The sequence below is a fragment of the Streptomyces sp. NPDC005374 genome (assembly GCF_042872225.1).
Taxonomy (GTDB): Bacteria; Actinomycetota; Actinomycetes; order Streptomycetales; family Streptomycetaceae; genus Streptomyces.
In genome coordinates this window covers 276175-291186 of sequence record NZ_JBIAKA010000007.1, presented here as the reverse complement: position 1 = coordinate 291186, position 15012 = coordinate 276175, and the positions used below count along the sequence as shown (strand labels likewise).

General features: G+C 72.2%; 11 protein-coding genes. 6 read left to right on the top strand and 5 right to left on the bottom strand.

The annotated features are described in order from the left end of the window. Positions 1–29: 29 nt before the first annotated feature. The 5 genes from ACFYRX_RS19905 (at position 30) to ACFYRX_RS19885 (ending at position 6086) form a co-directional block, all read left to right on the top strand. Positions 30–1235 (top strand): sensor histidine kinase, encoded by a 1206-nt coding sequence (locus tag ACFYRX_RS19905; protein ID WP_389101285.1) that lies wholly within the window; start codon positions 30–32, stop codon positions 1233–1235. Further along, positions 1232–1879: a response regulator gene (locus ACFYRX_RS19900; protein ID WP_389101283.1), complete on the top strand. Its 648-nt coding sequence runs from the start codon at positions 1232–1234 to the stop codon at positions 1877–1879. The genes ACFYRX_RS19905 and ACFYRX_RS19900 overlap by 4 nt, the downstream gene beginning before the upstream one ends. 160 nt (positions 1880–2039) lie before the next feature. Then, entirely contained in the window at positions 2040–3179 is a 1140-nt protein-coding gene (locus tag ACFYRX_RS19895; protein WP_389101281.1) for a GNAT family N-acetyltransferase, read from the top strand. A 149-nt stretch (positions 3180–3328) separates the two neighbouring features. After that, on the top strand, positions 3329–4558 hold the full coding sequence (locus tag ACFYRX_RS19890) for a DegT/DnrJ/EryC1/StrS family aminotransferase (RefSeq protein WP_389101279.1): 1230 nt from the start codon (positions 3329–3331) through the stop codon (positions 4556–4558). 76 nt (positions 4559–4634) lie between these two features. Next, positions 4635–6086, top strand: coding sequence for a glyceraldehyde-3-phosphate dehydrogenase (locus ACFYRX_RS19885; RefSeq protein WP_389101277.1), 1452 nt, complete (start codon positions 4635–4637; stop codon positions 6084–6086). Between the two features lie 17 nt (positions 6087–6103). On the opposite strand, the gene ACFYRX_RS19880 is transcribed toward ACFYRX_RS19885, so the two are convergent. The 4 genes from ACFYRX_RS19880 to ACFYRX_RS19865 all read right to left on the bottom strand — a co-directional run bounded on the left by ACFYRX_RS19880 (position 6104) and on the right by ACFYRX_RS19865 (position 9551). Next, positions 6104–6724, bottom strand: a complete 621-nt coding sequence (locus tag ACFYRX_RS19880) for a DinB family protein (protein ID WP_389101275.1) — start codon at positions 6722–6724, stop codon at positions 6104–6106. An 80-nt stretch (positions 6725–6804) separates the two neighbouring features. After that, on the bottom strand, positions 6805–8445 hold the full coding sequence (locus ACFYRX_RS19875; RefSeq protein WP_389101273.1) for a thiamine pyrophosphate-binding protein: 1641 nt from the start codon (positions 8443–8445) through the stop codon (positions 6805–6807). Continuing rightward, positions 8442–9230 carry a cyclase family protein gene (locus ACFYRX_RS19870; protein ID WP_389101271.1) on the bottom strand — a complete coding sequence of 263 codons (789 nt, stop codon included), beginning with the start codon at positions 9228–9230 and terminating at the stop codon, positions 8442–8444. Before ACFYRX_RS19870 ends, ACFYRX_RS19875 begins: the two co-directional genes overlap by 4 nt. A gap of 123 nt (positions 9231–9353) precedes the next feature. After that, positions 9354–9551, bottom strand: a complete 198-nt coding sequence (locus tag ACFYRX_RS19865) for a hypothetical protein (RefSeq protein WP_389101269.1) — start codon at positions 9549–9551, stop codon at positions 9354–9356. A 369-nt stretch (positions 9552–9920) separates the two neighbouring features. Between ACFYRX_RS19865 and ACFYRX_RS19860 the strand changes: the two genes are divergently transcribed. Beyond that, positions 9921–10946: a LacI family DNA-binding transcriptional regulator gene (locus tag ACFYRX_RS19860; protein WP_389101267.1), complete on the top strand. Its 1026-nt coding sequence runs from the start codon at positions 9921–9923 to the stop codon at positions 10944–10946. Here the strand turns inward: ACFYRX_RS19860 and ACFYRX_RS19855 are convergent. After that, a complete protein-coding gene (locus ACFYRX_RS19855; RefSeq protein WP_389101265.1) occupies positions 10929–14885 on the bottom strand; it encodes a glycosyl hydrolase in 3957 nt (1318 codons plus the stop codon). The two genes, ACFYRX_RS19860 and ACFYRX_RS19855, sit on opposite strands and share 18 nt — an antisense overlap. Positions 14886–15012: the final 127 nt, after the last annotated feature.

Here is a 15012-nt window from a genome sequence, read left to right as displayed (position 1 = left end):
TCCTTCGGCCCGGGCGTTAGACACGGAACATGAACCACACCGACCCGGACGAGCGCTGGCTGGGCGCGATCGTGCACGGCGCGTTCTTCCTGCTGTTGGGCTCGTCGTTCGTCCGCTTCCTGAGCCGCGACCAGGGCGGGGCGCACACCGGGCCGGTGGTGGCGCTGTTCGCGTTCTTCCTTCTGCTCTACGTCCTCGGGCATCCGCTGGCCCCGCCGCCCCGCCCGGGGCTGCCGCCCACCCGGCGTCATCTGTTCTGGCTGGGCTCGGTCACCGCCGTGTGGGTCGTCCTGCTCGCCGTCACACCGAGCGCCACCTGGTGTGTGATGCCCCTGCTGTTCGCCGGGCTGCACGCGCTGCCCGCGAGAATCGCGGTGCCGTCGGCGGCGGTGCTCACCGCGCTGGTCGTGCTCTGCGAGATACGGGTGGCCGAAGGACCGATCAACCCCAACATGGTCGTGGCCCCGCCCGCGGTCGCCGCGGTCGCCACCGCCGTACTGGTGCACCTCCAGCGGCAGGGGGCCCGGCAGCGGCTCCTGATCGAGGACCTGGTGCGCACCCGGCGCGAACTCGCCGCCACCGAGCGGCGGGCCGGTGTCCTGGCGGAACGTCAGCGGCTGTCCGCGGAGATCCACGACACCCTCGCCCAGGGTCTGTCCAGTCAGCGGATGCTGCTCCAGGCCGCCGAGCGGGTGTGGGGCACCGACCCGCGGGCGGCCCGGGAGCACGCCCGGGCGGCGGCGGAGATCACCTCGCACAGCCTCGCCGAGGCCCGCCGTTTCGTGCACGACCTGGCTCCGGCCGACCTCACGGAGCGCTCTCTCGCGCAGGCGCTCGAAGAACTCGCCCGGCGCGAGAACGGTCCGGGGCTGAGCGTGGAGTTCCGGCTCGACGGGGCACCGGGCCCGCTGCCGGAGCGGGTCGCGGCGGCGCTCGTGCGGATCGCCCAGGGCGCGCTGGCCAACGTACGCGAGCACGCGGCGGCGACCAGGGCCGCGCTCACGCTGACCTGGCTGGACGATCAGGTGTCGCTGGACATCGCCGACAACGGGCGGGGCTTCGAGACCGGCGGTCCTCGACGTCCCCGGCCGACGTCACCGCGCGGACACGGTCTCCCCGCCATGCGGATCCGGGCCCGGCAGGCCGGCGGCACGCTCACCGTGGAGTCCACACCGGGCGAGGGCACCGTGGTGTCGGTCGCCGTCCCCCTCGTGGTCAAGGAGCCCGCCCTGTGAGTACGTCACTCCCCTCCTCCCCCGTGCGGCTGCTGCTCTGCGACGACCATGCCGTCGTCCGCGCCGGGCTGCGCGCCCTGCTGTCCAGCGCCGGCGGTATCGACGTCGTCGGGGAGGCGGCGACCGGCGAGGAGGCACTCGCCATGGCGGCCCATCTGAGCCCCGACGTCGTACTGATGGATCTTCAACTCGACGGCGGGATGGACGGGGTGACGGCCACCCGGATGCTGACCGCCCGGGGCGCGCAGGGCCCCCGGGTGCTGGTGCTGACGATGTTCGACACCGACGCCGACATCACCCGGGCGATCGAGGCGGGTGCCACCGGCTATCTCCTCAAGGCCGAACAGCCCGAGGAGTTGTTCACTGCGATCCGCGACGCCGCCACCGGCCGCGGCACCTTGTCCGCCCCGGTGGCGGACCGACTGCTGACCCGGCTGCGCAGCCCTCGCCCCGCCCTGTCCGCGCGCGAGCACGACATCCTCGCGCAGCTCGCCCTCGGCCTCGGCAACCGGGAGATCGCCCGCGCCCTGTTCATCAGCGAGGCGACCGTCAAGACCCATCTGGGCCGGATCTACGGCAAGTTGGGCGTCGAGACCCGGGCGGGCGCGGTGGCGGTCGCCAAGGAGCGGCGGCTGCTGGGGTGACCGGCCGCGGGAACCAGAAGTGTCCGATCCGCACTCTTCCGTTACGGCAGGCACCCTTGACAGCATGCGTACTGTTTGGCGACGTTTGATCCTTGCCGACATTTCGCTCGGCGGGACGCGGACGCCGCGTCGTGGGGGGAACTGGGGGGAGCGGTCGCCCATGCGATCCATGAGCAGTGACACGGACATAACGATCCACAGACCCGAAGAACTCGACACCTCGCTCCGCAAGGCCTGGCACCGGGCGATGGACGAGTCGCCCGACTACGCCAACCCGTTCCTGGCACCGGAGTTCGCGGCCGGGATCGGCAGACACCGCGGCGGTGCCAGGGTGGCGGTCCTGCACCAGCGCGGTGAGGCGGTGGGCTTCCTCCCGTACGAACGCAACTCCTTCGGTGTCGGCCGGGCGGTCGGGCTCGGGCTCTCCGACTGCCAGGGTCTCGTGCACCGCCCCGGGATCACCTGGGAGACGCGGGCCCTGCTCAAGGCCTGCCGGCTCTCGGTGTTCGAGTTCGACCACCTCGTCGAGGAGCAGCGGCCCTTCGCCCCCTACGTCACGGGGACGTTCGCCTCCCCGGTGATCGATCTGAAGGTCGGCAGCGACAGTTACCCGGAGTGGCTGCGCGGCGCGTACCCGGGGCTCGCCAAGACGACGCTCAAGAAGGAACGCCGGCTCACCCGCGACCTCGGCGAGATGCGGTTCGTGTTCGACGAGCGGGACCCGGCGGCGCTGCGCACCCTGATGCAGTGGAAGTCCGCCCAGTACCGCAGGACGGGCCGGATGGACCGGTTCGCGCGGCCATGGATCGTGGGCCTGGTGGAGGACCTTTTCCAGGTCCGCGAGGAGCACTTCACCGGTGTGCTGTCGGTCGTGTACGCCGGGGACCGGCCGGTGGCCGCCCACTTCGGACCGACCTCGCGCACGGTGTTCGCCCCGTGGTTCACCGCGTACGACCCCGAGCTGCGCTACTACTCCCCCGGCCTGATCATGCATCTGCGGATGGCCGAGGCGGCGGGCCGTCGGGGGGCGCGGCTCATGGACATGGGGCGCGGTGACAAGGAGTGGAAGGACTGGCTCAAGACGCGTGAGCTGCGCGTGGCGGAAGGATTCGCCACCCGCCCGCATCCGGTCGCGACGGCGCACCGTCTGTGGCGCCGCCCGGTGCGGGGGCTGCGCAACACGGTCAACGCCCATCCGGCCCTGCGCGAGCCCGCCGACCGCCTCCTCAAGACCGTGGGCACGCTGCGCACGTCCGCACGCTCGTCGGACTCCGGCAAGGCGGGCCCGATGGCGAGCTGAGCGCACCTGCCCGGTTCACCCGCAGCGCTCGAAGCACCCTGACGTCTCGTCCTGAGCGCCTCCGCCCGCCATCGGGGACGCGGGCAGCGCCGCTCTCCTGCTCAGCCCTTCTCCGGACCTTCTCCGGCCCATCGACACAAGGGGTGCCGATGCCCTACGGCTCACGGCTGGCCGCGACGATGACACGACGGCTGGGACGCGAGTGCGTCTACACGCCCTCGGCCCGGCTGGCCCTGTACCTGGCGTTCCGGCGCTGGTGCCGACCAGGTGCGCGGGTGCTCATGTCGCCGGTGACCGACGACGTGATCCTGTTCGTGGTCCTGGCCGCCGGACTGCGCCCCGTGCAGGCCCCCGTGTCCGCGTGGGACGGCAACATCGACCCGGCCGCGGTGCCGGAGTCGACCTGGCGCGACGTGGACGCCGTCCTGACCAGCAACCTCTACGGCGTACCCGACCGGGTTCTCGAACTGCGGCGCCGTTGCGCACAGTTGGGGATCCCGCTGTTCGAGGACGCGGCGCACGCGATCGGCAGTCACGTGGACGGACAGCCGATCGGGACCTTCGGCAGGGCGGCGGCGTTCAGCCTGTCCAAGCACGTGGCGGGAATGGCGGGCGGTTTCCTCGCCGTCGAGGACGCGCGCACGCGCCGGGAGCTGGAGCTGCTGCGGGACGATCTGCTGACCCCGGGCCGGCTCCGCGAGGACCTCGCCACGACCCTGCGCCCGCTGGCCCGGTCCGCTGTCCGCACGCTGCGTCTGGTGCGACCGGCGTGGCGGGCCATGGAACGGCTGGGGCTGCTGGAGCGGGACGCGTTCCGGATGGACCTGCGCGCACCGCGGCTCACCGTGTCCGCGCGGGAGGCGCCGAGCCTGACGGCGTACGAGCCGTGGATCCGGGTGGACCTGCACGGCTACCGCTCCCGGCACGGCTCGCTGGTCCGCGGCCAGCTGACGCTGCGGATGGCCGGCCTCGACGAGGACCTCGCCAGGCGCAGGGCCGGGGTCGCCCTGCTGGCGGGCACACCGTGGGCCTCACCGGCGCTGCGGGAGCGGACCGTGCACGACGGGCCGCTCCCGCTGTTCCGGGTGCCGCTGCTGGTGCACGACCGGGACACCCTGGTCCAGCGGCTCGTGCGGCACGACGTGGTCTGCGGCTACGTCTACGACCCGCCGCTGGACGACTACGCGGGCGCCGAGTTCGTCGAGCCCTCCCCCGACCCGGCCGCCGCCCGCTGGTTCGCCGCGCACGCGCTCCCGGCGGATCCCCTCCTGGCCCGCAGGATCGTGGCCGCGTTCACGAAGGAGCGGGTGGCCGACGCGCACCCCTCGCTGCTCCGGCCGGTTCCGGACACCACGCCGCCCCGGCTCCTGGGCCCGTGAGCTGCGACACCCCGACGATCGATCAAAACATCAGGGGGTTACCATATGAGCGCCGCCTAGCTCGAAAGAGAATTCTGTGACTGTCAAGGACGACTCGTTCACCGACTGGAAGAACCGCGAGGAGATCGCGGAATCGATGATCCCGATGATCGGGAGGCTGCACCGGGAGCGGGACGTCACCGTTCTGCTGCACAGCCGTTCGCTGGTGAACAAGTCGGTGGTCAGCATCCTCAAGACCCACCGGTTCGCCCGGCAGATCGCCGGTGAGGAGCTCTCCGTCACCGACACCCTGCCGTTCGTCCAGGCGCTCACCACGCTGGACCTCGGCCCGTCACAGATCGACATCGGCCGGCTCGCCGAGATCTACCAGAGCGACGACCGCGGGCTGAGCGTCGCCGAGTTCACCGCCGAGGCCGTGGCCGGCGCGACGGGCGGCAACAAGATCGAGCGCCGTGAACCCCGGGACGTCGTCCTCTACGGCTTCGGCCGCATCGGCCGCCTGGTGGCCCGGCTGCTGATCGAGAAGGCGGGCTCCGGCAACGGTCTGCGGCTGCGGGCCATCGTGGTCCGGGGCGGCGGCGACCGGTCCTCGGAGGATCTCGTGAAGCGGGCCTCGCTGCTGCGCCGGGACTCCATCCACGGCCAGTTCCAGGGCACGATCACCGTCGACGAGTCCGAGGGCGCGATCATCGCCAACGGCAACACCATCAAGGTGATCTACGCGAACGACCCGTCCGAGGTCGACTACACGGCGTACGGCATCAAGGACGCCATCCTCATCGACAACACCGGCAAGTGGCGCGACCGCGAGGGCCTCTCGCAGCATCTGCGCCCCGGCATCGACAAGGTCGTGCTGACCGCGCCGGGCAAGGGTGACGTCCCCAACATCGTGCACGGCGTCAACCACGACACGATCAAGCCGGACGAGCAGATCCTGTCCTGCGCGTCCTGCACGACCAACGCGATCGTGCCGCCGCTGAAGGCGATGGCCGACGAGTACGGCGTGCTGCGCGGTCACGTCGAGACGGTCCACTCGTTCACCAACGACCAGAACCTGCTGGACAACCACCACAAGGCCGACCGCCGGGGCCGCTCGGCCGCGCTCAACATGGTCATCACGGAGACGGGCGCCGCCTCCGCCGTCGCCAAGGCACTGCCCGACCTCGAGGCGCCGATCACGGGCAGCTCGATCCGGGTCCCGGTCCCCGACGTCTCCATCGCGATCCTCAGCCTGCGCCTGGGCCGCGAGACGACCCGCGAGGAGGTCCTCGACCACCTCCGCGACGTCTCGCTGACCTCCCCGCTCAAGCGTCAGATCGACTTCACCACGGCCCCCGACGCGGTCTCCAGCGACTTCATCGGCTCCCGCCACGCCTCGATCGTCGACGCAGGCGCCACAAAGGTCGACGGCGACAACGCGATCCTCTACCTCTGGTACGACAACGAGTTCGGCTACTCCTGCCAGGTCATCCGTGTCGTCCAGCACGTCTCGGGGGTGGAGTACCCGACGTACCCGGCGGCGGTCTGAACCGCGCCGGTCCGCGCTCAGCGCCGCAGTTCGCGGTACAGGTCGCGCAGCAGGGCGATCTCGGCCCCGTGGTGCAGTACTTCCTGGTTGACCCACCACACGACGTCCAGGAACGGCTCCTCGGGGTCGCTGCCGTGCGGGTAGGTGCAGCGGCCGACGGTGTCGAGGTCGCTGTCGTCGGTCCCGAGCAGGGCCTCGCGCCAGGCAGCGGCGGCGGTGTCGAAGGCGGCGATCGCTTCGGCGGCGGTGCCACTGCTGCGGTGGTCCTCGCGGGTGAGGGAGTGGGTGCCCGCGGTGTGGTCGGCGCGCAGGAGCAGCATCTCGGCGAGGTGGCTCAGGCGCCACGCGATGGTCGTGAACGGTGGCGGGACGGGGTGCGGGTACGGTGCGCCGTCCCTGCCCCACCCGCCGGTTCCGGTCAGGAAGGCCGCGCGCGCACCCGGCCCGTCCGTACGCCGCCGCACCGACCAGCAGGCCGGCACGGGTTCCCACAGGTGTTCGGCGTCGGTCATCGGACCGACCGGGGTCCGCGAGCCGTCGCCGCTGTCCATGACCGGCCCGGCAAGACGGCCGGCCAGCCGCTCGCAGGCCCAGTCGAACTGGTCCAGCAGAGGCGCGAGTCGAGGTCCTGCGGTCATGAGTGCTCCCCCTGGGCCGTCCGGGCCGCCAGACTGACACAGCGGGACGACGATCCGCCCGAGGGTTTCCGCACACCGGCTCAGTGCCCCCGGAACGCCTCCTCCAGCCACCACGCCCCGCGGTCCCGCACCACTTTCGCGTCGATGAGCAGGGGCGCGGCCCGTGGCCCCGCGATCCAGTCCTCGACGGCGGCCAGGTCCGTTCGGGTGCGCACGGTCACCGCCTCGAAGCCGTAGCCGCGTGCCACGGCGGCGATGTCCGTCGGCGGGAACTCGACCGTGTCCAGCGGGTGCCCGTCCGGACCGAAGTGGTGCACCTCCGCTCCGTAGCCGTCGTCGTTGTACACGACGACGACCATGGGGAGCCCGAGCCGCCGCACGGTGTCCAGGTCGGCGGCGCCCATCAGCGCGCCCCCGTCGCCGAGCGCGGCCACCGGGAGCCGGTCCGGGCGGGCCAGGGCCGCGCCGATCGCGGTGGCGAGTCCGAGGCCGATCGACTGGTAGGCCTGGGTGAAGCAGAAGCCGTCCTGGTCGGGCACCGACAGGAACATGCTCGGGTGGCCCATGAAGTTGCCGGAGTCGATGCCGACCACCCGCTGTGCGGGGAGGATGTCGTCGAGCGCGATGCTCAGCGTGCGGGGATCGATCCGGTCACCGGTGCTCGTGTCCTTGTACGGCACGTCACGCCAGCGGATCCGGGTGGCGATGTCCTCGGCGACGTCCGGGGTCCGGCAGCCCTCCCGCTTGCCGCCGACGGCCTCCAGGACCTGCCGCGCGGTGAGTTCGGCGTCGCCCGTGACCGCGAGGTGCAGTTCCCGGTGCGCGCCGAGGGCCGAGGGGTCGTCGTCGACCTGCGCCACGGTCGTGTCGGCGCCGATCAGGGCGCCGTGCCGCATGGTCCACATGTTCAGGGCACAGCCCCAGCCGACGATCACGTCGGCGCCGCCGATGAGTTCGGCCGCCAGCGGGGAGGCGAAACCCCCGGACACGTCGAGCGACCAGGGGTTGCCGTGGAACAGCCCGCGTGCCACGGCCGAGGTCGCCAGCAGCGCGCCGCAGCGCTCGGCGAGGGCTTCGAGGGCGTCCCGCGCGCCGGGTGAGCGTGCTCCGCGGCCGGCCACGAAGACGGGCCGCCGGGACCGCTCCAACACCTGGGCCAGAGCCGCCACTTCGGCAGCGACCGGCGCGACGGCCGGTCGCGGCGGGGGTCCTGCCGCCTGGGCGAGGGCACCCTCGGGGACGTCCAACGCCTGTACGTCCAGAGGGAGGTTGAGCAGAACCGTGCGCCGCTCGTGCACAGCCCGCCGCACCGCCGCACACGCCTGTTCCACGGCGTCCTCGGCCGTACCGACCCGCATCGGCACCGCGCCCACCGCCGCCCCCAACGCCTCTTGGTCGACGTAGAAGTTGGAGGTCGGCCGGGTCACCTCGGCGGCCAGCACGATCAGCGGAGTACGGCTCTTGGCCGCCTCGGCGATCCCCGTCAGCGCGTTGGTCAGGCCGGGTCCCTGGTGGACGCTCACGGCGGCCACTGTGCCGCTCACGCGCGTGTACGCGTCGGCCATCGTCGCCGCACCGCCCTCGTGGCGGGCGGCGACGAATCGGGCCCCGGCCGCGATCATGGCGTTGGTCAGATGGAAGTTGCCGGAACCGACGACGCCGAAGACCTGCTCGACACCGGCCGCGTACAGGGCCCGCCCTACGGCCTCCGCGACCTTCACGGCCGTTCCACCAGCGCGAGTACGCGTGCGGGTGCGCCGGAGCCCGCGACGATGGGCAGTGGGCCCGCGATGACGACGCTGCCGGTCGCGGGCAGCGCGGCGAGGTTCTGGAGCTGGGTGAGGCCGTACTTGCCGCTGCCCATCAGATGGGAGTGACAGGGGAAGGCCGGGTCGAAGGAGTGGGCACGCCCCGCGTCCGTGCCGACCGTCTCCACGCCGAGTCCGATCACGGGCGACTCCTCGGCCACCCAGCGGGCGCACTCCGGGGACAGGCCGGGAGTGTGCGGGCCGTTCTCGTCGGCGTTCAGGAAGGCCTCCTGGGAGTGCGAGCGGGCGTCCCAGCCAGTGCGCAGGAACAGCCAACCTCCTTCCGGGAGCGGTCCGTTGCGCTCCTCCCAGGCCTTGACGTGGTCCACCTCCACCAGGAAGTCGGGGTCCTTCGCCGCCTCCGCGGTGAAGTCCAGTACGGCCACGGGGGCGATCAGCCGGTGCGTTGGCACGGACGCCACGTCGGCGAGGTCCTTCCCGGTCGCCCAGTGGTTCGGGGCGTCGAAGTGGGTGCCGGTGTGCTCGCCGCTGCGGAAGTTGTTCCAGTACCAGGCCGGTCCGCGGTCGTCGTACCGGCTGATCTCCTCCAGCTCGAAGGTCGCCGTCTGCCCGAACTCCGGGGGCAGTTGGATCACCGGTGTCGAGGACGACAAGGGTGAGGTGAGGTCGACGACCTCGATCGAGCCGGCTCGCAGGGCGGACACCAGCGAGGCGAGGACGGACGGCTGCTCGGGCATGCGGGCCTCCTGAGGCACTCCGGAACCGCCAGCATGTCACCGGGACCACGCGGTGCGCCCGAACGTCACACGACGGGCCCCGGATCCGTGGATCCGGGGCCCGTCGGGCGTGCAGTGGCCGGTTCAGCCGATGAAGGCTGCCGCGTTGGCCTTCGCGGAGACGCCCTCGGCCGAGGCGAACGCGTCGACGTCGGCGCAGACCGCGAGCGGTCCGACCTCGACGTGGAGGCCGACGGCGGCGGCGACGGCCACACCACCGGAGATGGCGTCGAGGTCCGTGTCGTGGATCTCGGTGGTGTCGATGTGGGGGGCGGAGTTCATGTCGCGCGGTTCCTTTCGAGGAAGCGATGCCGAGGGCGGCACCCGGATCGAAGCATGCCCTGAGCATCACTGCCAGTTGCCCGTCACCGGCCGACGCGAAGGGCTTCACCAGCGCCGCAACCCGCTCACCGAACACACCTTTTCCTTCACGCGCCGCGCCCTCGCGGCGACACGCAAAAGGCGTGGGGCGGGACAACCACGGCCATGACCCGGACTTCCCCCGGCCAAGCGGCGAACGGTGTGCAGGTTCACCGGATTTTCGATGACGGACCCGGCCGGAGCAGGTTCGCCTCCCCCTACGAAAAACGTTTCACGTTCCACGAGGGTAGACTTGCGTCGCCCGGTCGAACGGCCGCACCAACAAGGGGGGTGGACGCCATTTCGGTTCGCCCCGCCCGTATCCAGGACGTCGCGGCCGCCGCCGGAGTCTCGGTCTCCACGGTGTCCAACGTCCTGAACCGGCCCGAGCGGGTCAACGCGCGCACCGCCGAGCGGGTCCGCAACGCGGTCGCCGCACTCGACTACGTCCCCCATCCGGGAGCCGCCGGTCTGCGCACCGGGCACTCCTCGTCGATCGGTCTGGTGCTGCCGGACGTGGCCAACTCGTTCTACTCGCGCATCGCACGCGGTGCCGCGGACGCGGCGTACGAACACGGCTACTCCCTCGTGCTCTGCGACAGCGGGGACGCGCCGGAGCGGGAGCAGGGCTACTTCACCATGCTCGTCGAACAGCGGGCCGTGGGCGCGGTGGTGGTCCCGCTCAGCGCCGACCCCACCCGGCTGACACGACTGCGCGAGCGGGGCATCCCGCTGGTCCTGGCGGACCGGGCGATGCCCGCCCAGGAGGGTTGTTCGGTCTCCGTCGACGACATCGCCGGCGGCCGCATCGCCGTGCAGCACCTGCTGGACCGCGGGGCGCGCGACATCCTCGTCGTGAACGGCGAGCGCACGATCCGCCAGTGCGCCGACCGCTACCAGGGCGCCCGCCAGGCCGTGCGCACCCGGCGCGAGGCACGCATCGGCCAGGTGGTGGCCGAGGAGATGACGGTGGCGTACGGCGCCGCGATCGCCCGCGGTCTCGACGAGCTGCCCGACGGGGTCTTCTGCACCAACGACTTCCTCGCGGCGGGGCTGTGCCGCACCCTGGGCGAGCGCGGCGTGAAGGTCCCCGGGGACGTACAGGTCGTCGGCTACGGCGACCTGGACATAGCGAGCTTCGTGGGCACGACCCTGACGACGGTCCGCCAGCCGGTCGAGGAACTGGGCAGGGCGGCCGTGGAGATGCTCCTCGACGAGGTGGAGGCCCGCGCGGAACACGCCCACGAGGCACGGGTGTTCGCTCCGGGACTGGTCCTGCGGGACTCCACGAGGGCGGCCTCAGACGGGCCTTTCTAGCGTCACCGGGCCCAGTAGCCCGGACGGCAGCTGGGAGGGGAACGCCCAGGCGGTCGGTGTGGCCTCGGCGAGATACGGGGCCAGCGTGTTGTGCACGGTCACCTCGAGACGGACGGTGCGCCCGGCAGTGCCGCGCAGCGCGAAGCGGTACGGCGCGCAGAACGCCTCGCCGACGAGCTCCCCGTCGACGCGCACCGCCACGCTGCCGCGCACCCGCCCCAGGTCCAGCACCGGGTCCGACCCGGCAGGCACCTCCAGGGTCCGCGTGTAGGTCACGCCTCCGCTCCAGCCGCCAAGGCCCAACTCCCCCCACTCACCCGGGGGCAGGGGTGCCGGAACCATGCGCACCCGCACCGGTCCGCGCCAGGCGGAGCCACCGCGAAGGACAGCCGTGGGGGCGGTGACGATTTCGAACTCCGTCGGCCTGTCCAGAGGTTGATCCAACGTCATCTCCGGTCCGTCGAGGGACAGTTCGGGACCGCCGTCGATCCTCAGGCGGGCGGGAAGTTCCAGCGGCAGGTCCAGCGACACGGTCCCCGCCGGCACGGTGAACCGGAACCGCTGCTCCGCCTCCCGGAGGTCGTCGGTGGATCGCAGGGGCAGTGCGGCAGAGCCCAGCACCGGGGCTCCGGCGAGCCACTCGGCGCCGGGCAGGGGATGCGGCCGTACCGAGGCAGCACAGTGCTGCAACTCCCCCCAGCGGCCCTCGTGTTCGACCGTCGGCCCGTTCCACTGCCCCGTCCGGGCCTCCCAGCCCGGGCCGCTGACCAGAGCGGTCGTGCCGGCCACGAGGTCGACGTAGATCCCGTCCCGCGCGTCGACGCTGTCGGCCACGACCTCCAGGACGTGATCGCCACCGCCCGGCTCCAGTTCGTGCCGGAAGAACATCGGGACCGCGCCCCAGTCGGACTCGTAGTACTCCACCTTCTCCTGCCGTGCCACGACGGTTCCGTCGAGCAGGACGGTCACACCCACCGCCGCGCCCACGACGAGGACCGCGGCCGCGCCCTGCCCCGGGAGGCGGAACCGGCCCCGGTAGGTCACGCCACCGTCCGGCCGCACACCGTCGGGGACACGCATGAACAGCGGGCGCGGCGCGAAACCGTCCGGGCGGGACAGGCAGAACCAACTGCCCAAGGGGGTGTGTGCGGCACCCGAGATGGTCTGCGGCCGGTCCTGGGCGTCGGACAGTTCGTACTCGAGCACATTGCGGGCGCGCTCGATCTCCACGCGGGCGGATGCCAGATGGCCGCCGCCGGTCTCCAGCCTGGTGCCGTTCCACCACACGCGTTTGGTCGCGGCCGCGCCGATGTGCAGGTCGGCGGGACCGCGCTGGCCGGTCTCCACGACGGTCCTGACCCGGGCGACGGTCCCGCTCCCGGGCACCGGCACCCGCACGAACTCCTCCGGCACCAGGCCCTTGTTGCCGAGCAGCCCGTTCGGGTCCGGAATGCCACGGCTCGACGAGTACAGCGAGACATCCCAGTCCGGGGGCGCCAACTCCCGCTCTCCCGAGAGGACTTGCCCGACCGCGGCGGCGTCCAGCGGAGCCGGGGCCTGCGCGGAGGGCACGGGTGGCAGGACCCGGACCCGATTGCCGTAGGTCGCCCTGACCGGTTGCCAGAGGCCGTCGTTCTCGGTCCACCGCATGGTCCAGATCTGCGGTTCGGCGACGGACGATCCCTCGGGCAGGGCCAGATCGCCCCAGGTGTTGTCCATCGTCGGAGCGAGGCGTCCCTCCCAGCCGGTCGACAGGTCGGTCGTCTCCGACCGCTGCGCGGGCGCCGGGAGCGTGCCGCCCACCGGAGGACCCTCGCGCCATACGACGAGTGCGGCGGGGGCTCCTTCCAGCGGCACCTCGATGGTCGAGACGCCGTCGGTGACGGTGACGCGTCCGGGGCGGCGTTCGCCGGTCGCCGGGTTCCAGATCTCGGCCTCGGCGACCGGGCCCCGCACCGTGACGGAGGAGGTGCGGGCGTAGCGCGCGGGGTCGATCTCGTGGTGGTCCCCCGGCGGATGCGTCCGGGCGTCGGGGAAGGCCCCCGTGACCAGCGCGACCGCCGAGTCGCCCTGCCGTCTGACGAGCAGCGGCACCTCGCCCGTCGCGTATCCGGCGGCGTCGGCGACCGCCGTCGCACCGGCCTCGGCGTCGGGCACCCGCTCGAGCCGCGGATGGTCCAGGAGTGCGGCCACGGCGGAGTCGTCACCGGCCAGCCCCGCGGCCTGTGCCGGAGGCCGGCCCACGACCACGACCCGGCCGCCGGCGTCGAGGAGTTCGGCCAGTCGGCGGGCCGTCCCGTCCTCCAGGACGCTCGCCGAGGGCAGCAGGACCACGCTGTACGCCTGCTCCCTGACGCGCAGGGCACCGTCGCCCGCCTTGGCGCCCTGCACCGAGGCGTCGTCGATGACGTCGAAGGAGATCCGGTGGCGGTCGAGGGCGCCCACGTCGGGCCGGAGCCAGTTGTTCGTGCCGCACAGCTCCAGGTAGTGGCGCTGGGTCTCGTCGACGTCGGCGTGGGCCTCGCCGAGGCGGCCGTCGCCGAAATGCCGTACGGGGGCGTCCAGGGGAATGAGGGACTGCATGGTGGCGGCGGGGTGCAGCACCGCCACGTCGGCGCTGTAGGTGCCCCAGGTCAGGATCGAGCAGATCCGGGCGACGGCCCGGGAGAAGGCGGGGTACTGCTGCCAGTAGGGCTGGCGCCAGTCGGTGGAGGGGGGCGCCCACTCGAACCAGCCGCCCGCGGTGCCGAAGTAACTGGCGTGCGGGTTGTACAGGTTGGCGCCGCTGCGCAGGAACGGCAGCAGCCAGTCGTAGGTCTCCTCCAGGGTGCCGCCCCAGCCGGAGGAGTGGAACGACTCGATCCAGACGCGCTCATGGCCGTAGAGGTGGGCCATGGAGGAGTGCACCTTGGCGTCGCCGTGGTGGTCGCTGCCGGCGGCGCTGTACCAGCGGTGGGTGCGGAAGTAGTCGGTGTAGAGCTGTGTCGACTGGGCGGGGAAGCCTGAGCGGGCGGGATGGCTCTGGTCGCAGCCCAGGAGGAGGCCGCGCTCGTCGTGCCAGGCGGCGAGGGGGCGGAACAGGGCCTCTTCGGTGAGTTCGGCGCGTACGGCGTAGTAGTCGGCGCGGATCTTGCGGGCCCGGGTGGTGTCGTCGCCGCTCCCACCGAAGAGGGCGGGCAGGTGGTCGAGGAGGTCGTAGCCGCGCCGGGCCCGGAACTCCTCGGGGAGGCGGCCGGTCCAGGAGTTGGTGGCGGGCAGCTCGTCCTGGAAGCTGCCGGCGATGACGTTGCCCAGGTACTCGGGGACGCGGCGGTCGTACTCGTGATGGATGGCGTCGAACAGCAGACCGACGGCCTTGGGGTCGAGATAGTCGAAGGCCGTGGGGACCGTGAGGACCAGGCGCACCTCGGTGCCGTCCGCCGTCTCGATCCGCGGCGGTTCCTCCTGGCCGGCACGGGCGGGCAGACCTGTGACCGGCAGCCGGGCGCCCGCGCTGTCGTACGCCCCCAGCAGTGTCTCGGTGCCTTTCAGGGCGACCCTGCCGCCGTGGACGACCGCCCGGCGCGAGCGCAGGGCCCGGCCCGCGGACTCGGGGTGCCGTCGGGTGATGCCGCCCTGGACGTTGGCGCCCGAGAAGCCGATCTGGTCGTAGAACCACAGGCGCGTGCCCAGGTCCCCGGCGATCTCGCAGGCGTCCGTGAAGCGGGCCCACCACTCCTCGCCGAACCACATGGGGTCGTCGGTGCGGGCGCCGAAGGTCGGTCCTGCCGGGGCCAGGTTGATCACCACGAGGTTGTGGACGCCGCCGTCCGCGAACCGGCGCAGCTGCCAGGCCAGACGCTCGCGGGTGACCTTCGCGCCGGACCACCACCACAACGGGGTGGGGCCGAAGTCCCGGGGCGGATTGTCGAACAGTTGTCGCAGGGCTGGAGAGATCACGGACAGGTCCTTCCGACTTCGGCCCGGACATTCCCACGGATCAAAAACGTTTTACGTCAGCCTCACCGTAGGACACCTCCGGGACACCCACCAGAACTGCGGGGCCGTCAGGTCGTTTCCACGGATG

Coding starts and splice junctions, on each gene's coding strand:
- ACFYRX_RS19905 (WP_389101285.1), top strand. CDS start 30: ATGAACCACACCGACCCGGACGAGCGCTGGCTGGGCGCGATCGTGCAC.
- ACFYRX_RS19895 (WP_389101281.1), top strand. CDS start 2,040: ATGCGATCCATGAGCAGTGACACGGACATAACGATCCACAGACCCGAA.
- ACFYRX_RS19890 (WP_389101279.1), top strand. CDS start 3,329: ATGCCCTACGGCTCACGGCTGGCCGCGACGATGACACGACGGCTGGGA.
- ACFYRX_RS19880 (WP_389101275.1), bottom strand. CDS start 6,724: ATGACCGCAGGACCTCGACTCGCGCCTCTGCTGGACCAGTTCGACTGG.
- ACFYRX_RS19870 (WP_389101271.1), bottom strand. CDS start 9,230: ATGCCCGAGCAGCCGTCCGTCCTCGCCTCGCTGGTGTCCGCCCTGCGA.
- ACFYRX_RS19865 (WP_389101269.1), bottom strand. CDS start 9,551: ATGAACTCCGCCCCCCACATCGACACCACCGAGATCCACGACACGGAC.